A 23994-nucleotide genomic window follows, 5' to 3' on the forward strand; every position below is an offset into this window, starting at 1 on the left:
GTCGCCTTTACGGCATGTTGACTCAGGTCAAGGTCCGCTTGTTTGGCTTACGACATAGTTGCCATCGCAAACTCCAAACCGACCGGCCGTCGTGCCGGCCAATCCATTCCCGGTCTCTGAGGATGTGACCATGAATGAAACCCTGATCGAGCTATCCCGGCTGCAGTTCGCCCTGACAGCCATGTACCACTTTATTTTCGTGCCGCTCACCCTGGGCATGACGTTTATGTTGGCGATTATGGAATCCGTCTATGTGATGACGGGCAAAGCCATTTATCGCGACATGACCAAATTCTGGGGCAAGTTGTTCGGCATCAACTTCGCGCTCGGTGTCGCTACGGGCATCACCATGGAATTCCAGTTCGGCATGAACTGGTCGTATTACTCGCACTACGTGGGCGATATTTTTGGCGCGCCTTTGGCCATTGAAGGTTTGATGGCGTTCTTCCTCGAATCGACTTTCATCGGCTTGTTCTTCTTCGGCTGGGACCGTTTGACCAAGGTGCAGCATTTGGCCGTTACCTGGCTGGTTGCGCTGGGTTCCAACCTGTCGGCGCTGTGGATTCTGATCGCCAACGGCTGGATGCAATACCCCATCGGCAGTGCGCTGAACATCGACACCATGCGTATGGAAATGCAGAGCTTCGCCGAGGTATTGCTGAACCCGGTCGCGCAGGTGAAATTCGTGCACACCGTTTCTGCTGGCTACGTCACCGCGTCCATTTTTGTGCTGGCAATTTCTTCTTACTACTTGTTGCGCAACCGCCACGTTTCCTTCGCCCGGCGCTCTTTTGCCATTGCCGCGAGCTTTGGTCTGGCGTCCACGTTGTCAGTCATCATTCTGGGTGACGAAAGCGGCTACGAGCTGGGCGACGTTCAGCAAGTGAAACTGGCCGCCGTTGAAGCCGAATGGGAAACCGAACCGGCACCGGCAGGTTTCACCTTGATCGGCTTTCCCAACGACGAAACCGAATCCACCGATCTGGCGGTGAAGATTCCCTGGGTTATGGGCATCATCGCGACGCGTTCTTTGGATGAAGAAGTGCTCGGCATCAAAGATCTGAAAGAGATCCACCGCGAACGCATCATCAGCGGTGTCGAAGCCTATGCTTTGCTCGATGACATGCGCGCCGGTACCGCTACCGAAGCCGAACAAGCCGTCTTTGAAGCCCATAAAGACGACCTCGGTTACGCCATGCTGCTGCAACCTTTCACCGACGACATCACCAATCCGTCGGCCGCAGCCATCGACAACGCCGTTGAATACAGCATCCCGAAAGTGGCGCCGTTGTTCTGGAGTTTCCGCATCATGGTTGCCAGTGGCTTCCTGATGCTGGCCTTGTTCTTGTACGCCTTCTGGCTGAGCACGCGCCACACCATTGCCAAGCCGCGCTGGTTCCTGAAGCTGGCGCTGTTCTCGCTGCCGCTGCCGTGGATTGCCTGCGAAGCCGGCTGGTTTGTCGCTGAGTACGGCCGTCAGCCTTGGGCGATTGCCGAAGTGCTGCCGGTGCACACGGCGGTATCCAACCTGGCGGTCAGCGATGTGGTGCTGACACTGGCCGGCATCACCTTGTTCTACACCGTCATGTTCATTCTTGGTTTCTATCTGATGCAGAAGTTTGCCCGTAAAGGCCCGACCGACGGCGACGCTGCGCAAACCACTGCGGATTACGGTCTGAAAGGAGTGCAGTCATGATCGATTACGAACTGCTACGCATCATCTGGTGGTTACTGGTTGGCGTGCTGCTGATCGGCTTTGCCATCGCCGATGGCTTTGACCTGGGCGTTGGCGCGCTGCTGACCTTGGTTGGCCGCACCGACGACGAACGCCGCGTAATGATCAACACCATTGGCCCACACTGGGACGGCAATCAGGTGTGGTTCATTACCGCCGGCGGCGCCATTTTCGCGGCCTTTCCGTTTATCTACGCCACGGCGTTTTCCGGCTTCTACCTGGCGTTGTTCGTAACGCTGGCCGCCTTGTGGATGCGCCCGATCGGTTTCGATTACCGCTCCAAACTCGACAACCCAACCTGGCGCAAAGCCTGGGACTGGGCGCTGTTTGCCGGCGGTTTTGTACCGGCGCTGATCTTCGGCGTCGCCTTTGGCAACGTCATTCAGGGCGTACCGTTCACCTTCGATAACGTCTTGAAAGTGACCTACCACGGCTCTTTCTTTGGCTTGTTGAACCCGTTCGCCATCCTGGCCGGTCTGGTCAGTGTCGCCATGCTGCTGATGCACGGTGCAACCTGGCTGCAACTGAAAACTGACGGTGTGTTGCTGGAACGCGCTCGCTTTGTCGCCTTTGTGTTGGGCATCGCCACGGCCGTGCTGTTTGCGCTGGCCGGCATTTGGGTCGCCTTCGGCATCGACGGTTATGTGATGACGGGTGCCGTTGTCACCGATGGTCCGTCTAACCCGATGAACAGCACCGCTGTTCGCGAAGCCGGCGCCTGGCTTGCCAACTACGGTCGCTTCCCGCTGTTGATTCTGGCCCCGGTGATTGGCATCGCCGCCGCATTGGGCACCGCCTGGCTGAGCCGGGTGGGTCACAGCGGTTGGGCGTTTGTCAGTAGCAGTCTGGCGATGGCGGGCATCATCTTTACTGCCGGTGGTTCACTGTTCCCGTTCATGCTGCCAAGTTCGGCCAACCCGAGCATGTCGCTGACCGTTTGGGACGCGTCTTCCAGTGAGACAACGTTGATGATCATGTTTGTCGTTGCGTTGATTTTCGTGCCCATCATCCTGGCGTATACCGCCTGGAGTTTCTGGACCATGCGCGGCCGCATCCGTGAACAGGATTTAGCCGCCGGCCAGGCCCACACTCTGTATTGAGGAGACCGACTATGTGGTATTTCACCTGGATTCTCGGCGTGTTGCTGGCCTGCAGTTTCGGCATCATCAACGCCATGTGGCTGGAAGCGACTGAGAACCTGGACCGGCCACTGGATCAGGACAACGTCTGATTTTGGCCTACGCAGTAACTGTCTACGCAGTAACTGTCTACGCAGTAACTATCTAAGCAGTAACTAAGGGGTTGGCATGACTAAGTCCCGGCAGGGAGAAAACGCCGCCGAGCTGGATTGGCTCGGCGAGCAACGCCGGTCCATTCGAGCCGGTATGAACGGACTGAAAAGCCTGGCGCTGGCCGGTCTGTTCGTCACCCTCGGGCTTTACGCCACCCTCGCCCTGGCCGTCAGCGACCTGCTCGTTGCCGGCCAGTGGCCTTCTCTTTTCACACTGAGCGGGTTGATCGCCCTGATCGCCGCTCAATGGTTGCTTGCCGAAGGCCGTTTGCGCACGCGTCGTCGTTTGGCACAGCAACTGACCGGCAAGCTGGCCGAACAGGTATTCGCTCAGGGCTATGACAAAGGCTGGGTGCTGCTGCGCCGCCATTCTGTGTCAGCCTGGCACGACCTGCTGACCAAACGGCTTAAGGCCGTTGAACACTTTCTTATCGATTACGAATTGCAACGCTGGCTGGCGGCCGTCATGCCGATGCTGGTGTTACTGCTGGTGTGGCCGATCAGCTGGATGACGGGGACGCTCCTGCTGATCACCCTGCCGTTGATGCCACTGTTTATGTGGATCGTCGGCGTTGGCGCCGCCCAGGCGCAAAGGCGCCATTTCACGGCGCTGGACCGCCTCGGCGCCTTTTTTATGGACCGCCTCAAAGGCGCGTCGACACTGTGGACACTGAACCAGTCCGAGGCGCAGTTACAGCGGTTCCGCCTGGCGCACCGTGAATTGGAACAACGCACCGCCGAAGTCGTTCGACTGGCGTTTCTATCCGCTTCTGTTCTGGATTTTCTGGCGACGCTGTCGGTGGCGCTGGTCGCTGTTTACATCGGTTTTTCGCTGCTCGGTGAATTGAATTTTGGTTTCTGGGGCCGGCCGTTCACGTTGGGCACGGCCCTGTTTTTATTGTTACTGACGCCGGCGTTTTTCGCCGAGCTCAAAGCCATGGGCAAGTTGTATCACGCCCGTGCCGACGCCATCGCCGCCGCCGAAGAACTGGCACCGATCCTGTCGCAAGCGCCGGTCAGCGATGCCAACCAAACTGAGGCACCGTTTGAACATCTGACCGCCACACACTGGCAAGTGCTCGGTTACGAAGGCGACGTCATCATCGATGGCCCGGCATTGCAGTTGCAGCGCGGCGACCGAGTCTGGCTGCAAGGCCCGTCCGGCAGTGGCAAGTCGGCCCTGATCGACGCCTTGATGGGTTTGCGACCGATTGGCGGCGACTGGCAACTCAACGGCTCGCCGGTGCGGCATTTGAAAGGCTTGAGTGGTTCGGTCGCTTTGCTGACGCAACGTCCAGTGCTATTGCCCGGCACGGTGCTCGACAACATCGGCCTGGGCCGCGTTGACCGCCACACCGCAGAACAAGCCATAGATGCCGTCGGTTTAACCGACTGGCTGGCGCAACAACCGCAAGGCCTCGACACCGAGTTGGGCGAACACCCACCGCTGTCCGGCGGGCAGGCACAGCGTCTTGCCATCGCCCGGCTGTGGGCGTTGCAACCGGAACTGGTGTTGCTCGACGAGCCAACGGCGCATTTGTCGGAACACGAACATCGCGAACTGGTTGCGTTGCTGGAGCAGCGCCTCGCCGACACAACCCTGGTCTGGGTGTCACACCGCACGCTGAACGACGACTTTTTCAACCGCGTCTGGCACGCCGATGGCGAAGGGAGGTTGCACCGTGTTGCCGCTTGATTCGCGCACCCGCCAATGGCAATGGGCCGGCTTCGGGCTGGCGCTGGTGTATCTCGGCATGGTGTTGGGGTTGCTGGCGTTGTCGGGTTGGTTTATCGCGGCCGCCGCCATCGCCGGTGCCTGGGGCTTGGCCGCTCAGTTCAATTATGTAGTGCCTTCGACGCTGATCCGCATGATCGCCTTCTTGCGTGTGCTCTCAGGCTACGGCGAACGCTACGTCGGCCATCTGGGATTGCTGAGTCGATTGGGTGCGGTGCGGGCGCGTCTGTTTCGAACGTTAGTGCACAACCCCGACGCCACCCCGTCGACAGAAGCACTGGAACGGGTCGACAGCGATGCCGATGCCCTCGCCAGCCTGTGGGTGCAAGTCTGGCATCCGCTGGGCAGCGCGGCGGCGGTGTGTGTCGCTCTGTCGCTGTTGTTTGCCTGGCTGGTGCCAACGGCGTTGGGCGTCTGGCTCGGCTTTGCGGTGGTTGCCGCGCTGTTGCTGGTGATCGCCTGGCAGCGCCATCGCCGCCAAGTGGCTTCGAGTCTCGCGGCCCAGGCGTCAGTGCGCAATGCCTGGCTGAATTGGTCGAACACCGCGCCGATCTGGCGTCTGCTGCCCGGCCAGGGCAAGCCCGAACCGACCCAAGCGGCCTGGCATTCCTGGCAGCAGGCAGACCTGGCCGAAGAAGCCTCGGTACAGCGCTTGGAACTCAGCCTGCAAATACTCGGCTGGTTGGCGGTGCTGGTGTTCGGTTGGGCGCTGACTCAGACGGTGCCGGACCCAAGTGGTCAGGCGCTGCTGTTGGTGCCGGTGTTGATCTGGCTCGCCGCGCGCGACTGGTTGTCCGGCGCGGCCCGGGCATTACCGGAATTAAGCCGACGCCCGCAACGCGCGGCCCGACTGCGACCTTTACTGAGCGCTGCAACCGCTGGCACAGAAACCTGCCCGCCCTGGCCCGGCGACACGCCCGTGCAACTGCGGCTGTCGAACTACCGTTGGCAACGCGCCGATCGCTTCGGCAGCCCGATCAACCTGAACCTCGACCAGCCCGCTCTGGTATTGCTCGATGCCGGTTCCGGCCAGGGCAAAAGCAGCCTGTTCCAGGCGTTGCTCGGTCGCTTGCCGGAAGCCGGTGAAATGATTCTGAACGGCCAGTCCGGCGACGTCTTAACCGACACACAACGTCGTGCCTGTTTTCATTTGAGCGAACAGTTCGGCCACGTCTTTTCCGACACCCTGGCCGCCAACCTGCGCCTGGCGAAACCCGACGCCAGCGACGCCGAATGCCTGGCCGCACTGCGCTGGGCCGAGCTGGACGACTGGGCCAATGCCGATGATTTGGAGATGTGGATTGGAGAACCGGGCCGGCCGCTGTCCGGTGGCGAGCAGAAACGTCTGAACCTGGCTCGTGCCTGGTTGCGCGATGCGCCGGTCTGGTTGCTCGACGAACCCTTCGAAGGGCTGGATGACAGCCGCCAGCAACGACTCGCCAAACGATTGCACGCTGTGGCTCAGCAGCGCCTGGTGATTCTGGCCTCGCACTTGCGCCCGCCCGCCCTGCAACCGACTGACGTCTTACGCTGGTAACCGCGTTTGGCGCCCCGGCCCGATTCCTGTGATACTCGGGCCTTTCCCAACGGACCCACGAGTCGGCCGTGCCACTAAGCGCATTCAAACCCTGGTACAACCGCCTGAATACCTGGCTGTGGCACACGCCCAGCCCGGAACTTACGCCACCGATGCGTCTGCTGCGCCGTGTTTGTCGCGTCTGTTACGCCGTGCTGCGCGATCTGACTCAAGGCCATACCAACCTTTATGCGATGGGCCTGGTATACGGCACCATGCTCGCAATAGTGCCGTTTCTGGCGCTGAGTTTTTCAGTGCTGAAAAGCTTCGGCGTGCACAACCAGCTCGAACCGTTATTGCAGAATTTGTTGTTGGCGCCGCTCGGCAGCGGTGGCCAGGAAATCATCGACAACGTGCTGAATTTCGTCGACAACATTCAGGTGCGTGTGCTCGGTGCCGTCGGTTTGGGCTTGCTGGTCTTTACCGTTTTGTCGCTGGTGCAAAAAGTCGATCGCGCCTTTAACGAAACCTGGCGCGTGCATCAGTCGCGGCCGATCACCCAAAAACTCAGCAACTATTTAAGCGTCACGCTGATCGGCCCCCTGCTCGGCTTTTCCGCCTTGGGCGCTACCGCCACACTGGTCAGTTCCGACACCGTGCACCATCTGCTCGAAGTCGCCCCGCTGGGCTGGCTGTATTCGCTGCTGACTCGCCTGGCGCCCTACGCCTTTATCATCGTCTTATTCACCTTTCTCTATGTGCTGATCCCCAACACTCGCGTGCGGTTAGGGCCGGCATTAATTGGTGGCGTAGTGGCGGGCATTACCTGGCAATCGGTGGGCTATCTGTTCACCGTTTTTGTCGCTGGCTCCGGACGGTTTACCGCCATCTACTCCGGCTTTGCCGTGGGTGTGTTGTTGCTGGTGTGGATTTATCTTGCCTGGCTGATTTTGCTGACCGGCGCCAGCGTCGCTTATTACAGCCAACACACGCATCAGATTACGCCGCGCCGCCATAACCGGCCCAGCGCACAGGGCGACGAACAATTGGGACTGGCGTTGATGTACCGCATCGCACATCGTTTCGACCAGGGTCTGGCCGCGCCAACGCTGATGCAATTGTTAACCAGCAGCAACGCCGACCCGGAAGCCACCGATCGGCTGATCAAAAAACTGCTCAAACATCACTTACTGGTGCGTACCGAATCGCTCGGCTTGGTGCCGGCCAAACCGCTCAATCAAATCAGCCTGGCAGAACTGCTGGGCGTGCTGCGCGCGAGCGATCAACCGACACTGACCGGACCGGGACAAAACGCTCAGGTACGCGCCACGCTGAAGGAATTGGAAAGCGCGCTGGCCGAACATTTCGACGAACGCAGTCTGGAAGAATGGGTGCGAAAAACGGAAGAATGACCGGCGTCAGAGCGACGCCAGTGCCTGATTCAGATCGTCTATCAAATCCTCGACGGCTTCGATGCCAATCGACAAACGCAACAAATCATCCGGTACCGGCGTGCCCTCGCCTTCAATACTGGCGCGATGCTCCACCAGACTTTCGACACCGCCAAGCGAAGTCGCGCGTTTGAAGATGTTCAACTGCGCCGCCGTCGCAATCGCCGCTTGAGCGCCGCCTTTAATCCGGATCGACACCATGCCGGTAAAGCCGCCCTCCATTTGCTGTTTCGCCAGAGCGTGATACGGATTCGTCGGCAGTCCCGGATACAAGACTTCGGCAATGGCCGGATGCTGTTGCATGGCTTCGGAAATCGCCAACGCATTGCGACTGGCCGCCTTAACACGCAAATCCAACGTGCGCATGCCGCGCAACAACAGCGACGCCTCGAACGGACCCAATACGCCACCTTGCTGGCTACGCACGGCCGTTAACTGCTCCCACCATTCGTCTTTGCGCGGTGTTACCAAGGCGCCGGCAATAACATCGGAATGACCGTTCAGATATTTGGTGGCCGAATGCATCACCAGGTCGGCACCCAGTTCCAACGGCCGGCACAGAATCGGTGTTGCTACGGTGGAATCGACCGCCACCTTGGCACCGGCGGCATGCGCCAGTTGGCACACAGCGGCAATGTCGGTCACCGACCACATCGGATTCGCCGGGCTTTCCAGCCAGACCAGTTTAGTTTTGCCAGGCTGCAACGCCGCTTCAACCTGCGCCAGATCTTCGGTTTCAACAAAATCGATTGCCAGCTGCCAACGCTCGGCAAACTGTTTCAGCCAATTGCGCAACGACCAATACATCACCTTGGGCGCAATAACGTGATCGCCGGTTTTCAGCGTCTGAAATACCGCTGTCGCCGCCGCCATGCCCGAGGCAAACAGCATTGAATCGGCGCCTTTCTCCAAAGCGGTCAGCAGGTCTTCAGCGGGGTGATAGGTCGGATTGTTCGGCCGTGAATAGACGTTGCCAGTAGGGAAACTGTTGTCTGCCGCCCGTTGATAAGTGGTGGCCGTGTAGATCGGCGGCACGACGGCTTGGGTCGTATCGTCGATAAATCCAAGCGCTTGAGCGGCCAAAGTGGCAGGTTGTTTTTCGTTAGCCATGAGTCGAACGTCTTAGCCAGGTTGAGGCGGCGATAATAGCACGCCCTATTCGTTCTCAACTGGAACAGAGAGTTGCGCATCCAGTCGATCCAACAAGCGGCGCATTTCATCCAGACGTTGGTGCACCTGAATGATTTCATCGTCACTCAAGGCTTCGTAGCCGCGCAAATAACCCCAGCCGTACCCCCAACGATAACCGGTCGGCCAGTATGGCGAACCGCCGACGCGCACGCCGGCCAGCATGATTTCGCCAATTTCTTTCTCACCGATTTCCGCAACGCACTGCCGCAATGCCAAATCGGCATCGCGGCGGTCATCACGGGTGCCGCCCATCCAATACGCCATATCGTGTTGAATGCAGCAGTCCAGCCAGAGCGATTGCTGACGCGGTGTGCCATTGGGAAAGACACTGCAACCGTCGGTGGTGAAGGGTTTCAATTCATCGGCGTGAGCAATTGCAACCGAACAGACAAGCGCCAGCAAAACTCGTTTCATGAATTCAACCTCAGACGCATCACATGCTGTGGCCCGGCTGCACCGCCGTAATACACATCGCCGCCGTCTTTAAACCCGGCCAACTGATACAGGTGGTAAGCACCGGGATTGCGAAAGTTCACCGTTAAAACAATCGCCGGATATTCGCTGTAATGCTGCCTTAAATACGGCGCTAATGCCTGGCTGGTTAACTTGCCCAATCCCTGCCCTTGAAACCGCTGGTCGATCAAAAAAGAACGCAAACCCAATTCGCCCGGTTCGGCCATTTCAAACCATTGGCCGTAACCGGTGTCGATATTGAAAAAACCGACCGGCTCATTGTCGCGTTCGATGACATGAAAATGATGACTGGGTTCGGCGGCCGCCAGAATCTCATCAAGCGTGCCGACAAATTCACGCTGGTTTTCGGCGACACTCAAATCGCGAGCAGTATTCCAGTCGGCAGACGTTAAACGGCGTAAGGTAATCATGGCGTTCGGCAGCAAAGAGAACAGCGCCTTTTTTACCACAAGACCTAGCGGAGGTGTGTGTTTCCCGGAAATCGATTCCAGCACGACAGCAAGCTTTCACGGAAGCCTGCTGGCATCAGATCAGGCTTCCGTTTTTGAGGTATGACGGTATTACGCCACTGACGACGGTTATCGAAACGAACTCATAATTAAGCGGTCAAAGTTGCGATCCGATAACCAGCGGCGCAGCCACAGCAACGGCTTAGCCAGATACCCGCCCACATATCGAGTCTTGGGTTTCGAGGCATTGATGGCCTTCATGACCAGCTCGGTGATGACTGAGGTCGGAGGCAGCTTGGTCGTGCGAGATTGAGCAGCCTCAAAAGACTGAACCAGTTTTTGGTACGGGCCTGCGCCAGAAAGACGCTTGGCCTCATCGGTTGCGATGCCGCCCCATTCCGTTTCGATACCACCGGGCTCAATCACCACCACCTTGATTCCAAAACCACGCACTTCATTACGCAAAACATCGGACCAGCCTTCGAGTGCAAATTTCGACGCGTGATACCAGCCACCCAAAGGTGTGAATATTTTTCCGCCGATGGAAGAAACATTAATGATGATTCCGGATTTCTGCGCCCTCAACGTCGGCAAACACAGCTGGGTCAACCGCGCCAAGCCAAAAAGATTCACCTCCATTTGTTGTCGCGCCAGTGCCATGGGCACGTCTTCCAACGCACCGTATTGTCCGTAACCGGCACAATTCACCAGCACATCCAGCCGACCGCTTTCATGCAACATCCGATCAACGCCAGCGACGATGGATGCATCGTCGGTCACGTCCATAACCAGTCCGATTCCACCTTGTTCAATGATGGGTTGCAGTCGTTCGCTGCGCCGCCCAGCGCCATACACCCGATACCCCTCGGCCAGCAATCGCAGTGCGATGTCTTTGCCCATGCCAGAAGTTGCGCCGGTAATTAAAGCCACCGGCTGACTGTTTTCAGAACTCATCCAGGATTCTCCGCTGCTGTTCATTAATTCAGCGGCATCGTAATCTGTGGGGAAACCCCACAGTCAACAGGTTCTATCTATGCTGATCGGAGAACTGGCAAAACTGGCCGGACTGTCGAAAGACGGCGTCCGCCATTACGAAGAACTGGGCATAATCCGCTCCCACCCCAAAACCGCTGGCAGCCGCACCTACCGTGACTATGACGCCAGTTGCCTTGGCCGCATTGAACAGGCACGCCAGGCTCAGCAATTGGGGTTGTCACTCAAAGAGATCGGCCCGCTACTGGACAGCATCGGTGAACGGGAAGTAACCCCGGAAGAGACGGTTGAGTTCCTGCAAGAACGGCTGGCTGTGGTGCAGGAAAAGATCAACGGATTACGCCAGATCGAAAGCTTTATTGAACAAAAACTGAAGCACTATCAGACCAGGCAGCCTGCCAAACCCGAATGCTGATTTCGTTCAATTGAACCATCACGTCCACCAAAACCACCTCAAATTTCCCAATCACACTAGGTTTAGCTTGCCCGACATCCGTTTACTGTTAGTATCGATGTTCAATTGAACATCACATAATAACAACTGACCGGGCGGGTCCTGCCAAGATGTTCAATGCCCAGCATGGATTTCCATGCCTGCGTGGGCCGCCCGATGGAGAACACAGATGAACCTGTTGAAACACCTCCCTGGCGTAATGCCGACGGCTCCGATGCTGGCGGCCAGTCTGATGATGGGTCTGATCAGTGCGCCAGCCCTGGCCGACTGTGAACGCGGCGCGCTCGATACGCTGTACTGCGATGAAAACGGCGACATGGTGGCCGATGCGCCGACCGACCCGTCGCAATGGGTCGATCCCGACACGCTGATTTTTGCCTACACCCCAGTGGAAGATCCGGCGATTTACTCCGACATCTGGCAACCCTTTATTGACCATCTGTCGAACGTGACCGGTAAAAAAGTGCGTTTCTTTGCGGTGCAATCCAACGCGGCTCAGGTTGAAGCCATGCGCAGCGGTCGTTTGCACATTGCGGGTTTCTCGACCGGCCCAACGCCCTTTGCTGTCAATCTGGCCGGCGCCGTACCGTTTGCGCTGATGGGTTCGGAATCCGGCCAATTCGGTTACACCTTGCAGGTTTATACCCACAAGGATTCCGACATTTATGAAATGGCCGATCTGAAAGGCAAACGCGTCGCACACACCTCACCGACCTCCAACTCCGGCAACCAGGCACCGCGCGCTCTGTTCCCGGAAATGGGCGTTGTACCGGGTGAAGACTACGAAATTCTGTTCTCCGGCAGCCACGACCAGTCCATGCTCGGCGTTGTCGCTAAAGACTACGATGCCGCCCCGGTGGCCTCCGAAGTGGTTGAGCGCATGGCCGCCCGCGGCCTGTACGACCCGGCCGACGTCCGCCTGGTCTGGGAATCCGATCGTTTCCCGACCACCTCGTACAACTACGCCTATAACCTGCACCCGGATCTGGTCGAAAAAATTCGCGAAGCCTTCTACAGCTTCCAGTTTGCCGGCACCGAATTGGGTGACGAATTCGAGGGCGTCGAAACCTTCATTCCGATTAATTACCAGCAACACTGGCGTGTGATCCGCACCATTCAGGCGTCCAACGGTGTGCAGTACACCCGCGACAACCTTCAATAATTCCACGCCATTTTTTGGAGCCTTCGGCACAGTGTCGAAGGCTCCGTCGGGAGTCATTCAGATGTTAGAAATTACCAACCTCGTTAAGCGTTACGGCCAGAACGACCCCGTGTTGAAAGGGCTCAATTTGAAGGTCGACGGCAGCAGCGTGGTGTCCATCGTCGGCGCGTCTGGCGCGGGCAAAAGTACACTGTTACGGTGCATCAACCGACTGGTGGAACCGACGTCCGGCTCGATCAAACTGAACGGCCACGAACTGGTTAATCTGCGCGGCAGTGAGCTGCGACACGCGCGGCGCCGCATCGGCATGGTGTTCCAGGGTTTTAATTTGATTGATCGTCTGACCGTCATGGAAAACGTGCTGTCCGGCCGACTCGGTTATGTATCGCTGTTGCAAGCCTGGACACGGCGTTACCCGCAAGCAGACATCAACCGCGCCTTTCATTTGATGGAACGTGTTGGCATCGCCCATTACGCCGACAAGCGCGCCGATCAATTGTCCGGCGGTGAACGTCAACGCGTCGCCGTGGTTCGTGCGCTGATGCAGGAACCGGAAATTCTGCTGGCCGACGAACCGACGGCATCGCTGGATCCGAAAACCTCGCAACAAATCATGAGCCTGTTGCAGAGCCTCGCCAGTGAAATGTCATTGCCGGTGTTAATCAATATTCACAACGTCACTCAGGCACGGATGTATACCGACCGCATCGTTGGCATGCGTCACGGCCAGATGATTTTTGACGGCTCACCAAAAGAATTTAATCAGGACGCTCTGGATGCCATTTACGGCGGCATCGAATCGCCCGACGAAGAGAACGACCACCATAACGCCGATGAAACCAATCCGGAGGCGCTGGCATGACCCCACTGAAAACGTCGGTCTCGGCGGCGTCAGACCGGGTCTGGAAAAAGCCGCCATTCATCGCCAACCCCTGGCTGCGGTACGGTCTGCTGGCCGTTACGGTGATCTATCTCTACTGGGCATTCGCGACATTGCCGTTCGATTGGGAACGCATCTCGGAGGGCTTGCCCAGAGCCGGCCGAATATTTGGCGGCGCATTTCCACCCAGTTTTGAACGCGGCACCTTGTTGTGGACCGGCTTTAAAGAAAGTTTCCAGATCGCCTTTTTGGCGACGTTGTTGGGTGTGTCGTTATCGTTACCCATAGCGGTAATGGCAGCGCGCAATGTGGCACCGCTGCCGGTGTATTTGGTGGGCCGTGCGCTGATCATTGTGTCGCGCAGTTTTCATCCGGTCATTGTCGCAATTCTGTTTGTCGCGGCCGTGGGTTTTGGTCCGCTGGCCGGCATTCTGACGCTGACGCTCTACTCCATCGGCTTCGTCGCCAAACTGTTGGCCGAAGAAATTGAAGAGATCGATTGGGGCCAGGTGGAAGCCATGCGTTCGGTCGGCGCCGGTTATTTGAAAATGCTGGTGTATGGCATTTTTCCGCAAATCATGCCGCGCCAGATTGGTCTGGCGATGTATCAGCTCGACAGCAACCTGCGCGCTTCGGCGGTCGTCGGTATTGTCGGCGCCGGTGGCATTGGCGGCACCTTGATGAACGCCTTCGGCCGTTACGATTACGATTTCGCATTCGCCATCTTGCTGATGATCATCGGCATCATTTTGATCAGTGAAGCGATCAGCGGATGGGTGAGGAAAAAAGTATGGTAGATCACGCAGCAACCCTGACCGACCGCGTTTGGTCCCGCTACGACCGCAAACAACAATGGTCGCGTTACGCGGTGTATTTATTGACCTTCTTGGCGGTGGTTTGGGCGATCAAAGACATCGATATTTTCTGGCCCTGGGTCTGGGACGCGCCCAACCAGATTCAAAGCCTGGCTGTGCGAATGTGGCCGCCTGCATTCAACACCTGGCATGAGATTTTCAGCGCCATGCTGGAGACGGTGCACATAGCGACGCTTTCAACCCTGCTGACGATTTTCATCGCGTTGCCGGTGTCTTACATCGCCGCCCAAAACACCACACCCAACAAAGCCACACTGTGGTTGGGCCGGTTTATTTTGGTATCCAGCCGTTCAGTAAACACCATCATCTGGGCGTTGCTGTTTGTGGCGATTTTTGGCCCGGGCGTATTGGCCGGTATTCTGGCAGTGATGTTCCGTTCCATCGGTTTTATTGGCAAATTGATGGGCGAAGCCATCGAGGAAATTGACCGCCGCCCGGTGGAAGCCATGGAGGCGACCGGTGCCAGCCAGATGAAAGTCGTGCTGTACGCCATTGTGCCGCAAGTGATGCCGGCGTTTTTCGCCATCATCATTTTGCGCTGGGACATCAACATCCGGGAGTCCACGGTACTGGGTCTGGTCGGCGCTGGCGGCATTGGTGTATTGCTGCAAAGCTCAATCGATCTGTTTGCCTGGCAGACGGTGGCAACCATCTTATTAGCGATTGTGGTGTTGGTAGTTCTGGGTGAATCCATCACCAGCGCGCTGCGCAAAAAAGTGATTTAACCTGAGTAGCGACGCTATCGATTCAACGGCAGCGTCGCCTCAATAAATTGTGGGAATGTACATCCATGCTGAGCTCCATCCCGTTCGGTAACGCCGACATTCTGTTTACCGATGTGGACGACACCCTGACCACAGCCGGACGGCTGTTACCGGAAACCTATTCAGCGATCAGTCAATTGGCCGCCGCCGGAATACGGGTTATTCCAGTAACCGGCGGGTGTGCAGGCTGGTGCGACCAGATTATCCGAACCTGGCCGGTTGTAGCCGTCATCGGCGAAGGCGGTGCGTTTTATGCCAGCCGCAGCGGCGCTCAAACCGTGGAATGGCACTTCTGGCAAGACGCGGCTTCGCATCGTCGCGACCAGACAACCATCTTGTCGGCCATCGCCGAACTGGACCTGGACTTCGACCTGAAATTAGCCAGTGACCAGGCGTTCCGCTACGTCGATGTCGCGCTGGATTACAACCAGCAGGAATCGCTGACACCGGAACAGGTGGCAACGGTTCGTGATGCGTTGTTAGCCAAAGGCTTCAACGTCCGGCAAAGCTCCATTCATCTGAATGTCTGGCTGGGCGATTTTGATAAATCGGCCATGGCGATACGCGTCGGCCAGGAATTACTCGGCCTGGATGTCACCGCTTTGCAACAACGCGCTGTCTTTATAGGCGATGCGCCCAACGACGAATGCATGTTTCGCGACTTCCCGCTCAGCATCGGTGTCGCCAACATTCGCAAACATTTGTCGGCGATGGCGCATCAACCCACGGCCATTACCGAGCAGCCATCGGGTTTGGGGTTTGCTGAACTGGCCGACGCCTGGTTGCACCATCGCGCCGACATTGGCTTGAGTGCAACCGCACAACAGCCGGTATAGTTTAGAGTGAGTGAATTGACCGTGGCCGAGCATCGATGAGCGCCAAAGAACGCCAACAACGCATCCTGGAATGGGTGCACGAACAGCAGCATGTCGAAGTTGAAGACATCGCCCAACGTTTTGGCGTTACCACCCAAACCATCCGTCGCGACATCAACCGCATGTGCGAGCTGGGGTTGTTGCGGCGGCGCTATGGTGGCGTCAGTTTGCCGGCCAATGCCGCACCCCACCCGGCCGAAGAACACGGCATTCGCAACGCGGCCATAAAGCGACGCATGGCCGAACGCGTTGCAGCCGACATTCCCGAAGGCGCCACCGTCAGTCTGGGCGTTGGCAGCACCATCGAATGCATTGCCCAGGCACTGATCCACCATAAGTCGCTGCGCATTCTGACCAACAACCTCAGTGTCGCATCCGCTTTATCGGCTAACCCGGACATCGAAGTGATCGTCTCCGGCGGCCAATACCGGCACAAAGACCACGATGTCGTCGGGCCGGAGGTGACCAACTTCTTCAGCTCCTTTATCACCGATTTCGGCATCATCAGCACTGGTAGTATGGACATCGCTAACGGCCTGATGGATTACGACATCCGCGAAGCCGAAGTCAGCCGCGCCATCATTGCCAACACTCGCGTCCGTCTATTAGTTGCCGACCAAAGCAAATGGACACTGAACTCGCACTGCAAGGTGGCGTCGTTCAAATACGTCGACCGCTTTTACACCGACGTTCTACCAATGTCCAAACGCGATGGATTGCCGGATGCCATAACCGTTATCGAATCGGGCGACGCCAAACAGGAAGTCGATCAGAGCAACACCCTGCCTGTTGAATAAACCCTTAAACGACACAGAAAAGAACGTTGCAAAACATCCAGACTTTTCTGCTCAAGGCTATTCCAAATTATTGCGCCAGCCGCTGACCGACCATCTGCGAACCTCGTCCATTCATCCGGATTTCTATAGGCCGTCCGTCGTCACCCATCACAAACGTTAACTCCAGCGTTTTACTGTCGTCGAGAAACTGGTGTTCCGCGACCGGGAACAGCTCGACACTTTGCCCCTGTGCATTACCAAAAAGTTTGCCATTTTCTTCAACAACGGTGAGCACAAAATCCGCGTTGAATTGATAGCGTCCCTGGTAACTCTGTAGCTGAGCCCGACTGAGCGAAATAACATCGCGATCAATGGACGGCGTTTCCGCAGTGCCAACGCCCTGCGTATGGTCGTAACTTAACCCTCGAGCCAATCGCCACTCCCCGTTTTCCAGCAACCACAAATGGATAAAGTGCGCTCTGGTAGCGCCGAAATAATGTTGCCCGGTTTGGATGGCACCGTAGAGCTCGCCCGACTGGTACAGCGGAAACACTTCCAGGCTGGCTTCATCTAACCGACGCCGTTCCTGTTCAGAACGCGGATGGCAGTTAGCACCACGAAAACCATCAACAAAGGCGTCTTTCGACAAGGTACGGCCACCGACATCGTGATAGAACTCAAAGTCATCGGCGATTAACTGTTCCATAACCTCTGCATGGCATTGGTCATAACCCTCACTGAACAATTGATGGTCTTTCTCTTTTAACAAGGAAAACAACGAGCTTTCTTCGGCAAAACTGAGTTGGGAAAATACCGACACCCCAATCCAACAAAAACCCCAGTACAACCACTTCATATCGATCCCCTCAAACAGATACCAATACAAAAAACCAGTTTGACCTTAAAAACACAGCGGCCATAACCACCAGGCCGACACTCAGCTTGAGCCGGTTTTTTGAAAGCCAATAGAGGAATAAGTCACTAATAGCAGTAAAAACTAAAGAGGTTAGATATAGAATTTAAACCGAACGGGAGCAACAATGACTAAAATTTAATTACCCAATAAATTCGCCAATCACAAACTGAAATATTACTTTACCCCCCAAATAGTACCGAACATATAGACACCGCTGGAGGAAAAAACATATACAACCCCTATCACATAAAGCCAATACGATACGCATCAATACAAAAACAACTACTTTGCATCAACCGACACACTAATCACTACGTTCAAATACACACATATAAAATCCATCAGAACAATAGCGGCCAAACAACAAGCCGCTCTTAAAATATATCCTATAGTTTTTTACACTGTGTAAGCACATAGAAAGGTGGCATGTTAGAAAACGGTTGGCTAGCCCCAGTATTTCCAGTGCTAGTTGTTCTTGGGTCCCCCACCCAATCGTCATAACCCCATGAGGGATCACGTGTTACAAATGCATTATTACCAGATCTTCCACGCAAGGTTATTGAATGACTATGTCGTGGAAGATTATTAATGGAGAGAGTAATTTGTTCCGATCCGCCTTGATTACCTAGCATCCGGGATGATAGTCCAGAACTACCACTAGATGTAGCCACAACCACTCTTCCCTCGCCTTGTTCAAAACCCCTCCACCCCACAGGACAGTCAGATAAATCAAAATATGCAACTATACCGTTTGGTATTGTATCAACATTTATCTCACCAATTTCTCTATCTACTTCACCAACCTTGCTCTCTAATGTCTCTAGCCGAAAAGTTAATTTATTAAAAGCAGTTATTCCAGTCACAAGAATACCGACAATAGCGACTGCCGTTCCAATAGCATTCCAATTCATAGAAACCTCCATATCTCGAAGTTATAGAATTAACAAACACTACCCAACCGTTAACATTTTCAGTCTATCCTGTAGGTGAGTTCAAATAATTTAACTACAAAACCAACACCCGCAAGCAAACAACAACTCAAACACAATGCTACTAATAATAATTTCACTGTCTAACAACCAATCACACTTCTCAGCGATAAATACACCAGAATCCAATAGAAAAATATACGATTAACGTCAATAGCAATAGCAACCGTACAAAAAAAAACAAAAATGAGCATGAAACAATTTAAAACAATAGAGTTCAAGCCAATATACAAATTAGCGCGACTACGCCATCCAATAGAATAAAATGAACTAAATCCCAAACGCCGATATCTGTTAGAATTCCATCTCCAAACTACTCAGCTATTTCTTGCCCATACTACTCTGTGCTTCAATGACGTGACCCAGGTAGCCACACATTAGGAATAGTTAAGGTGTCTCTAATATCAAGATAGAAGCCAATGAGCATATAATGGCAGTAAACAGCGGCGCTATCAGGTTACGCATTTAAACCCGGATGTTTGGCAACGGCTCTGATGTCATTCATCATGTTTTCTCTTTCTCAGTTGCTATGTTTCAAGCTTCCACAACTCTAACTGTAACGCTTTCTTGAAACCTTCTGTGTACTGCCTGATACAGGCACGAATAAGATGCTAACCATAATTCCTATAGCGGCCACCCCTGATATCTGTCTTATATCTGTCTTATATCTGTCTTATATCTGTCTTATATCTGTCTTATTTCTGGATATTCGGATGACTATATAAAACCTCTGCACCAAACGATCTAGCTGTTATGCCAGAGTCCAATATCTCGCCCTATTATCACTTACCTAAAATATATCTTTTTTTCTTGCTCCATATCGAGCTCAAATACTGCTTCTGGGTCGGCTAACAAACGCTCAGTAGCGCTGGCATGCGCAACTATGGTCAAACTACTAATCTTCAAAGCGTTTTGAATGATTGCCTTAACAACAACCTCTCCCAGCACAAGCAGCGTTCCGCTATGGCTCAATTGCATTTCCCGATCCTCTCGGCCTAATTGATCGCCCAACACTTTGGCTAGATCTGCTTTCTCTCCATCGGGAATTAGCACAACTGCAGCACGCAATGTGCAACTTCATCATTGGAGTTACGAAGCACTGTCTCTGTTATGGCAGACCATGTACGATTATCTTTAATTTTAGAAAGAGTATGCTGAGGTTGACTTCTCGCTTGAGGATTCTCTGTTTCAGTTCCGATAACTACTTTGGCCAGCGGCGTCTGTTGAATATCGGACTACCATCCAAGTCAACATATTGCGCACATAGAAGTCGGGCTCAATTGCATAGCGTGCTATCAAGGTATCGAGTAGCGCATTATTTGGGTTGATGCCTACGCCGAGTACTGCTCTGAGTTGAACAGATCCATCATTAGATACCAACATTTCTTTCATAGCCACCACCTTCAATCCAGCGAGCAAGCCGTCGTCTCAATTTTACCCAAGTAATCCATTAACCAGTCCCAATACACCAGATGCAGTGGCAAGATTTGAACGAACAATAATGCGCAACTCTCTTCTCTCTTCGTAATAAACACTCTCGAGTATCTTGCTTTGATCATCCCCTCGAGACGACTGGAAGGCGCTGAGCAAAATATTGGAAATACGCTGAGCGTCTTCCGAACTGACAGTATCAATATCTACTGTTGTTGGCACCAAAACCCTTCGCTGTCGACGCGGCTCATCGGATGCCTTTTCGCAAAGTGGCCAGCAAAACGATTCACCTCCGCTGCGGCAATTCGGTGCTGCTTACCAATACGGGTGCCGCAGCTGACCATTCACGTATGTAGCGACAAATGGTCCTCACATGCAGACCCAAAAGATCTGCAATCTCATCGGGTGAGTAGTAATTCTTATCTCCAATAATATTACCTAACATTCCCAATATTTCTATAAATCCAAATAATATATGTAATTATAGGTTACAAAAGAAATAAATCAGCACTCCAATACAGATATTTACGGCAACCAGAGCTGCCAATGTTCGAGTCGTAGGGGATTCCAGACAAAAAAGCCGACTACTAGAGCCGGCTTAAGAGGGATGCAGGCTTAGGTTACGGAACAACTCAATCCAAAAACTCAGCCATCTGCTGAAACTCTTTCTCCAAACTCTTCAGCTTCTTCTTACCCAAGCCACCTAATATTTCAATCGCATGACGCAGTCGTCCACGTGTGAGATCGGGGCCGAGGATAGACATGGCGTCCAGCACAGAGACCGACGCTGGCGAACCAGTAATGGCGATAAACAGCGGCGCCATCAGGTCGCGCATTTTCAGGCCCTGGTGTTCGGCGACGGCTTTGATGTCGGCCATGATGTTGTCTTTTTCCCAATGGCGTTGGGTTTCGAGTTTCCATAGCACCAGTTGCAGGGTTTTCTTCAGCTCTTCTTCGTCCTGTTTGACCGATTCGAAACTTTCCGGCGTCAGGTTCGGCACGCCCTGGAAGAAGAACATGGCCAGCGGTGCGGCGTCACTGAGTCGTTCGATGCGTTGCTGCACCAGCGGCAGGAAACTCGACACATAGTCAGCGTTAAATTTCCATTCCAGCAGGCGCTGCATCAGTTGTTCCGGCGACAGGTCTTCGCGGATGTAACGTCCGTTCAGCCAGTCGAGTTTTTCCGGGTCGAAAACCGGGCCACCCAGTGAAATTCGCTTGTGGTCGAAGTTGTCGATCATCTGCGCCTGGGCGAATTTTTCTTCGCCGTTGGGCATGGTCCAGCCCATCATGCCGAGGAAATTGATCAGCGCTTCGGGCAGGATGCCGACCGAGCGGTAATAGTCGATTGAGGTCGGGTTTTTGCGCTTGCTGAGTTTGGATTTGTCGGCGTTGCGCAATAATGGCAGGTGACAGAACACCGGCGGTTGCCAGCCGAAATATTGATACAGCAACAACTGTTTCGGGGTTGAGGAAATCCATTCTTCGCCGCGCAGTACGTGGCTGATTTCCATCAGATGATCGTCCACCACACACGCCAGGTGATAGGTCGGCATGCCATCGCTTTTCAGCAACACTTGCATGTCGATCTGTTTCCAGTCGATCTCGATGGTGCCGCGCAGTTCGTCTTCGAGTTTGCACACGCCCTCTTCCGGCACTTTCATGCGGATGACCGAGGCTTCACCGGCGTTGAGTCGGGTTGTTACTTCACTCGGGTCGAGGTGCATACACAGGCCATCGTAGCCGGCCAGGCCTTCGGCCTGACGTTCGGCGCGCATGGCGTCCAGGCGTTCGGCGGTGCAAAAACAGTGGAAGGCGTGACCGTTGTCGACCAGTTGTCTGGCGTAGTCGCCGTACATGGCTTTGCGTTCGCTTTGGCGATACGGGCCGTATTTGCCGCCTTTGTCCGGGCCTTCGTCCCAGTCCAGTCCGAGCCAGGCCAGGGATTTTAAAATGGCGGCTTCGCTTTCGGGGGTGGAGCGGGTCTGGTCAGTGTCTTCGATGCGCAGTATGAATTCACCGCCCTGGCTCTTGGCGAAGGCGCGGTTGAACAACGCAATGTAGGCGGTACCGACGTGCGGGTCGCCGGTGGGAGATGGCGCAATGCGGGTGCGAATTTTGGTCATGCCGGGGCGGTCTCGTGGCTGGGCAAAGGCGGCGATTATAGCGGCTCAGCCGGACACTAAAAAGTCAGCGGCCACCCGCTGCGTCAATAAAACTGCCGGTGATGTAGGAGGCTTCATCGCTGAGCAACCAGGCAATGGCAGTGGCAACTTCATGGGCGCTGCCGCCACGTTGCATGGGAATGGCCGGGGCCATTCGGGCCACTCTACCCGGCTCGCCGCCACTGGCATGAATGTCGGTTTCAATCAGACCGGGGCGCACGGCGTTAACGCGGATACCCTGAGTCGCCACTTCCAGACTCAAACCTTTGGTCAGAGCATCCATGGCGGCTTTACTGGCGGCGTAATCAACGTATTCATTCGGCGCGCCCAAGCGTGCTGCGGCCGACGACACATTAACGATGGCGCCGCCCTGCCCGCCTTTATCAATCGCCATGCGCAATACCGCTTCGCGGCTGCACAAAAAGGCGCTGTTAACGTTGGTGCGGAACATCACGTCGAGCCGCTCTTCGGTGATCCATTCGACCCGCGTTTGCGGTTGCACGATGCCGGCGTTATTGACCAAGGCATTGAGATTGCCGAGTTGGCTGTCGACGTCTTTAAACAGTCGAACGACCTCGCTTTCAACACTGACGTCCGCTTGCAAGGCGACAGCACGTGCGCCCATGGCCTGGGCCAGTTTCACCACCTCACCCGCCGCTTCGGCGTTGTGCTGATAATTAACCGCCAGATCGTAGCCACGCTGAGCCAGTAACCGGGCGGTAGCGGCCCCGATGCCCCGGCTGGCGCCGGTGATCAGGGCGATAGGTCGCTTCATGGTGTTATTCCTTTGTCGTCTACGCAGTGCGCGACGGCCATTATTAACGGGATTGGCGGGCTTTACGACGGGCGGTTTTCTGCTGGTACATTTCGGCGTCAGCGCGGGCCACCAGGGCATCGATGTCGCGTTCGTCGTCTCCGGCGGTTACCACACCAACGCTGGCGCCCGGATAATCAAAACTGACACTGCCCAAATCAAATTGGCCCAGCGTCAAACGGCTCAGTCGCTCAACCAATTGGGTGCGCACTCGTGAGGGATCGATCTCGGCTGGTGCGGTGCCGAACACCACAAATTCGTCACCGCCATAGCGGGCGACAAAATCGCCGTCGCGCAGACCGCGTTTCAATTGGCCGGCCATGGCGATTAGAAAGCGGTCGCCCGCGTCGTGGCCGTATTCGTCGTTGATGGCTTTGAAACCGTCGAGATCGATGAAGCCCAAATGCACCTGATCGTCACTGCGTTGGGCGCCGGCCAGGGCGCGGTCCAGTTCACGATCGAACGCCCGGCGGTTGGGAATGCCGGTAAGGGGGTCGGTCAGCGCGAAATGGCTGAACTCCAGGTTCTCACGTTGCAGTCGGACCAGGAGGCGATCGTGATCCAATTGACGGCCGATCAGGTGACTGAACAGTCCCAGAATATGCTGCGCCTCATCGGATACAGGTTGGCTGCGTGGGCTGGCGGCGCACAGAGTGCCGTAAAATTCGCCTTCACCGGTCCATATCGCGTGGCTGAGAAAGGTTTCAATGTGCAGGCCGCTGACCGCCAATGAATCGCCCCATTGCTGGCTGACGTTCAGGCTGATGGGCCGCGATTCATCCATCGCCCGTTTGCACAGTGAATCTTCCCATGGCCCCACCGACCCTTGCGGGATAGCAAGATGCTGAGCGTCGGTGTTGTTGGAAAACAGTATGGTTTGGGTACCTTTTTCAGTATCCACTCGCGTCAGATAGGTCGATTCCAACCCGGTGACGGACTGCAGAAGTGCCAACAAAGCCGGCACCAAGCTGTCCAGCCGTTCGGCTTCGGGTACGACATCCGCCAGGCGATTCAATAAGGAAAGGTCATTCATAACAGTTGGCCGCTGCAACGTTGGT

24 protein-coding genes are annotated in these 23994 nt (G+C 55.3%); 13 read left to right on the top strand and 11 right to left on the bottom strand.

The features are described from left to right. Window positions 1–130: 130 nt before the first annotated feature. The 6 genes from DW349_RS09515 to DW349_RS09540 all read left to right on the top strand — a co-directional run bounded on the left by DW349_RS09515 (window position 131) and on the right by DW349_RS09540 (window position 7689). Complete coding sequence (locus DW349_RS09515; RefSeq protein ID WP_108125396.1) at window positions 131–1696, top strand: cytochrome ubiquinol oxidase subunit I; 1566 nt, start codon at window positions 131–133, stop codon at window positions 1694–1696. Beyond that, on the top strand, window positions 1693–2835 hold the full coding sequence (cydB, locus tag DW349_RS09520) for a cytochrome d ubiquinol oxidase subunit II (RefSeq protein ID WP_108125397.1): 1143 nt from the start codon (window positions 1693–1695) through the stop codon (window positions 2833–2835). Before DW349_RS09515 ends, cydB begins: the two co-directional genes overlap by 4 nt. An 11-nt stretch (window positions 2836–2846) precedes the next feature. Further along, a complete protein-coding gene (cydX, locus tag DW349_RS09525) occupies window positions 2847–2966 on the top strand; it encodes a cytochrome bd-I oxidase subunit CydX (RefSeq protein ID WP_108125398.1) in 120 nt (39 codons plus the stop codon). Window positions 2967–3042: 76 nt separating this feature from the next. Beyond that, a complete protein-coding gene (locus DW349_RS09530; RefSeq protein ID WP_108125399.1) occupies window positions 3043–4722 on the top strand; it encodes an ABC transporter ATP-binding protein/permease in 1680 nt (559 codons plus the stop codon). After that, window positions 4709–6298: an ATP-binding cassette domain-containing protein gene (locus DW349_RS09535; RefSeq protein WP_157954322.1), complete on the top strand. Its 1590-nt coding sequence runs from the start codon at window positions 4709–4711 to the stop codon at window positions 6296–6298. Before DW349_RS09530 ends, DW349_RS09535 begins: the two co-directional genes overlap by 14 nt. 68 nt (window positions 6299–6366) lie before the next feature. Then, on the top strand, window positions 6367–7689 hold the full coding sequence (locus tag DW349_RS09540) for a YihY/virulence factor BrkB family protein (RefSeq protein WP_157954323.1): 1323 nt from the start codon (window positions 6367–6369) through the stop codon (window positions 7687–7689). A gap of 6 nt (window positions 7690–7695) precedes the next feature. Here DW349_RS09540 and DW349_RS09545 read toward each other — a convergent pair whose 3' ends face one another. The 4 genes from DW349_RS09545 to DW349_RS09560 all read right to left on the bottom strand — a co-directional run bounded on the left by DW349_RS09545 (window position 7696) and on the right by DW349_RS09560 (window position 10796). Then, window positions 7696–8838 (bottom strand): trans-sulfuration enzyme family protein, encoded by a 1143-nt coding sequence (locus DW349_RS09545; RefSeq protein WP_108125402.1) that lies wholly within the window; start codon window positions 8836–8838, stop codon window positions 7696–7698. Between the two features lie 45 nt (window positions 8839–8883). Further along, window positions 8884–9333: a hypothetical protein gene (locus DW349_RS09550; protein ID WP_108125403.1), complete on the bottom strand. Its 450-nt coding sequence runs from the start codon at window positions 9331–9333 to the stop codon at window positions 8884–8886. Beyond that, window positions 9330–9803, bottom strand: coding sequence for a GNAT family N-acetyltransferase (locus tag DW349_RS09555; protein WP_157954324.1), 474 nt, complete (start codon window positions 9801–9803; stop codon window positions 9330–9332). The genes DW349_RS09550 and DW349_RS09555 overlap by 4 nt, the downstream gene beginning before the upstream one ends. A 168-nt stretch (window positions 9804–9971) precedes the next feature. Continuing rightward, window positions 9972–10796 carry an oxidoreductase gene (locus tag DW349_RS09560; protein ID WP_108125405.1) on the bottom strand — a complete coding sequence of 275 codons (825 nt, stop codon included), beginning with the start codon at window positions 10794–10796 and terminating at the stop codon, window positions 9972–9974. A gap of 79 nt (window positions 10797–10875) precedes the next feature. Between DW349_RS09560 and DW349_RS09565 the strand changes: the two genes are divergently transcribed. The 7 genes from DW349_RS09565 (at window position 10876) to DW349_RS09595 (ending at window position 16642) form a co-directional block, all read left to right on the top strand. Then, on the top strand, window positions 10876–11250 hold the full coding sequence (locus tag DW349_RS09565) for a MerR family transcriptional regulator (RefSeq protein WP_108125406.1): 375 nt from the start codon (window positions 10876–10878) through the stop codon (window positions 11248–11250). 238 nt (window positions 11251–11488) lie between these two features. Continuing rightward, entirely contained in the window at window positions 11489–12451 is a 963-nt protein-coding gene (phnD, locus tag DW349_RS09570; RefSeq protein WP_420820710.1) for a phosphate/phosphite/phosphonate ABC transporter substrate-binding protein, read from the top strand. Between the two features lie 61 nt (window positions 12452–12512). Next, window positions 12513–13313: a phosphonate ABC transporter ATP-binding protein gene (gene phnC, locus DW349_RS09575; protein ID WP_108125408.1), complete on the top strand. Its 801-nt coding sequence runs from the start codon at window positions 12513–12515 to the stop codon at window positions 13311–13313. Continuing rightward, on the top strand, window positions 13310–14128 hold the full coding sequence (gene phnE, locus DW349_RS09580) for a phosphonate ABC transporter, permease protein PhnE (protein WP_108125409.1): 819 nt from the start codon (window positions 13310–13312) through the stop codon (window positions 14126–14128). Before phnC ends, phnE (DW349_RS09580) begins: the two co-directional genes overlap by 4 nt. Then, entirely contained in the window at window positions 14122–14931 is an 810-nt protein-coding gene (gene phnE / locus DW349_RS09585) for a phosphonate ABC transporter, permease protein PhnE (protein ID WP_108125410.1), read from the top strand. Before phnE (DW349_RS09580) ends, phnE (DW349_RS09585) begins: the two co-directional genes overlap by 7 nt. Window positions 14932–14996: 65 nt before the next feature. Beyond that, window positions 14997–15806, top strand: coding sequence for an HAD-IIB family hydrolase (locus DW349_RS09590; RefSeq protein WP_108125411.1), 810 nt, complete (start codon window positions 14997–14999; stop codon window positions 15804–15806). Window positions 15807–15841: 35 nt separating this feature from the next. Next, window positions 15842–16642, top strand: coding sequence for a DeoR/GlpR family DNA-binding transcription regulator (locus DW349_RS09595; RefSeq protein WP_108125412.1), 801 nt, complete (start codon window positions 15842–15844; stop codon window positions 16640–16642). Between the two features lie 67 nt (window positions 16643–16709). Here the strand turns inward: DW349_RS09595 and DW349_RS09600 are convergent, their stop codons facing one another. The 7 genes from DW349_RS09600 to DW349_RS09625 all read right to left on the bottom strand — a co-directional run bounded on the left by DW349_RS09600 (window position 16710) and on the right by DW349_RS09625 (window position 23969). Further along, entirely contained in the window at window positions 16710–17477 is a 768-nt protein-coding gene (locus DW349_RS09600; RefSeq protein ID WP_108125413.1) for a nuclear transport factor 2 family protein, read from the bottom strand. Between the two features lie 446 nt (window positions 17478–17923). Then, window positions 17924–18448, bottom strand: coding sequence for a hypothetical protein (locus DW349_RS17360; protein WP_157954325.1), 525 nt, complete (start codon window positions 18446–18448; stop codon window positions 17924–17926). An 864-nt stretch (window positions 18449–19312) separates the two neighbouring features. Then, the gene (locus DW349_RS09605; RefSeq protein WP_108125414.1) at window positions 19313–19594 is read right to left on the bottom strand and encodes a hypothetical protein; all 282 of its coding nucleotides are present in this window, start codon (window positions 19592–19594) and stop codon (window positions 19313–19315) included. Between the two features lie 649 nt (window positions 19595–20243). Further along, window positions 20244–20402, bottom strand: coding sequence for a helix-turn-helix domain-containing protein (locus DW349_RS17680; protein WP_198650477.1), 159 nt, complete (start codon window positions 20400–20402; stop codon window positions 20244–20246). Between the two features lie 187 nt (window positions 20403–20589). Continuing rightward, window positions 20590–22083, bottom strand: coding sequence for a glutamate--tRNA ligase (gene gltX, locus DW349_RS09615; RefSeq protein WP_108125415.1), 1494 nt, complete (start codon window positions 22081–22083; stop codon window positions 20590–20592). Between the two features lie 64 nt (window positions 22084–22147). Beyond that, on the bottom strand, window positions 22148–22897 hold the full coding sequence (locus DW349_RS09620; protein WP_108125416.1) for an SDR family oxidoreductase: 750 nt from the start codon (window positions 22895–22897) through the stop codon (window positions 22148–22150). A gap of 43 nt (window positions 22898–22940) precedes the next feature. Beyond that, the gene (locus DW349_RS09625) at window positions 22941–23969 is read right to left on the bottom strand and encodes a GGDEF domain-containing protein (protein ID WP_108125417.1); all 1029 of its coding nucleotides are present in this window, start codon (window positions 23967–23969) and stop codon (window positions 22941–22943) included. Between the last annotated feature and the right edge of the window lie 25 nt (window positions 23970–23994).

The sequence above is a fragment of the Saccharospirillum mangrovi genome, from assembly GCF_003367315.1.
GTDB classification, from domain to species: domain Bacteria; phylum Pseudomonadota; class Gammaproteobacteria; order Pseudomonadales; family Natronospirillaceae; genus Saccharospirillum; species Saccharospirillum mangrovi.

Coding starts and splice junctions, on each gene's coding strand:
- DW349_RS17360 (WP_157954325.1), bottom strand. CDS start 18,448: ATGAATTGGAATGCTATTGGAACGGCAGTCGCTATTGTCGGTATTCTT.
- DW349_RS09625 (WP_108125417.1), bottom strand. CDS start 23,969: ATGAATGACCTTTCCTTATTGAATCGCCTGGCGGATGTCGTACCCGAA.
- phnC (WP_108125408.1), top strand. CDS start 12,513: ATGTTAGAAATTACCAACCTCGTTAAGCGTTACGGCCAGAACGACCCC.
- DW349_RS09545 (WP_108125402.1), bottom strand. CDS start 8,838: ATGGCTAACGAAAAACAACCTGCCACTTTGGCCGCTCAAGCGCTTGGA.
- DW349_RS09620 (WP_108125416.1), bottom strand. CDS start 22,897: ATGAAGCGACCTATCGCCCTGATCACCGGCGCCAGCCGGGGCATCGGG.
- cydX (WP_108125398.1), top strand. CDS start 2,847: ATGTGGTATTTCACCTGGATTCTCGGCGTGTTGCTGGCCTGCAGTTTC.
- DW349_RS09600 (WP_108125413.1), bottom strand. CDS start 17,477: ATGAAGTGGTTGTACTGGGGTTTTTGTTGGATTGGGGTGTCGGTATTT.
- phnD (WP_420820710.1), top strand. CDS start 11,489: ATGCCGACGGCTCCGATGCTGGCGGCCAGTCTGATGATGGGTCTGATC.
- gltX (WP_108125415.1), bottom strand. CDS start 22,083: ATGACCAAAATTCGCACCCGCATTGCGCCATCTCCCACCGGCGACCCG.
- DW349_RS09595 (WP_108125412.1), top strand. CDS start 15,842: ATGAGCGCCAAAGAACGCCAACAACGCATCCTGGAATGGGTGCACGAA.
- phnE (WP_108125409.1), top strand. CDS start 13,310: ATGACCCCACTGAAAACGTCGGTCTCGGCGGCGTCAGACCGGGTCTGG.
- DW349_RS09590 (WP_108125411.1), top strand. CDS start 14,997: ATGCTGAGCTCCATCCCGTTCGGTAACGCCGACATTCTGTTTACCGAT.
- DW349_RS09515 (WP_108125396.1), top strand. CDS start 131: ATGAATGAAACCCTGATCGAGCTATCCCGGCTGCAGTTCGCCCTGACA.
- DW349_RS09565 (WP_108125406.1), top strand. CDS start 10,876: ATGCTGATCGGAGAACTGGCAAAACTGGCCGGACTGTCGAAAGACGGC.
- DW349_RS09560 (WP_108125405.1), bottom strand. CDS start 10,796: ATGAGTTCTGAAAACAGTCAGCCGGTGGCTTTAATTACCGGCGCAACT.
- phnE (WP_108125410.1), top strand. CDS start 14,122: ATGGTAGATCACGCAGCAACCCTGACCGACCGCGTTTGGTCCCGCTAC.
- DW349_RS09555 (WP_157954324.1), bottom strand. CDS start 9,803: ATGATTACCTTACGCCGTTTAACGTCTGCCGACTGGAATACTGCTCGC.
- DW349_RS09550 (WP_108125403.1), bottom strand. CDS start 9,333: ATGAAACGAGTTTTGCTGGCGCTTGTCTGTTCGGTTGCAATTGCTCAC.
- DW349_RS09530 (WP_108125399.1), top strand. CDS start 3,043: ATGACTAAGTCCCGGCAGGGAGAAAACGCCGCCGAGCTGGATTGGCTC.
- DW349_RS17680 (WP_198650477.1), bottom strand. CDS start 20,402: ATGTTAGGTAATATTATTGGAGATAAGAATTACTACTCACCCGATGAG.
- cydB (WP_108125397.1), top strand. CDS start 1,693: ATGATCGATTACGAACTGCTACGCATCATCTGGTGGTTACTGGTTGGC.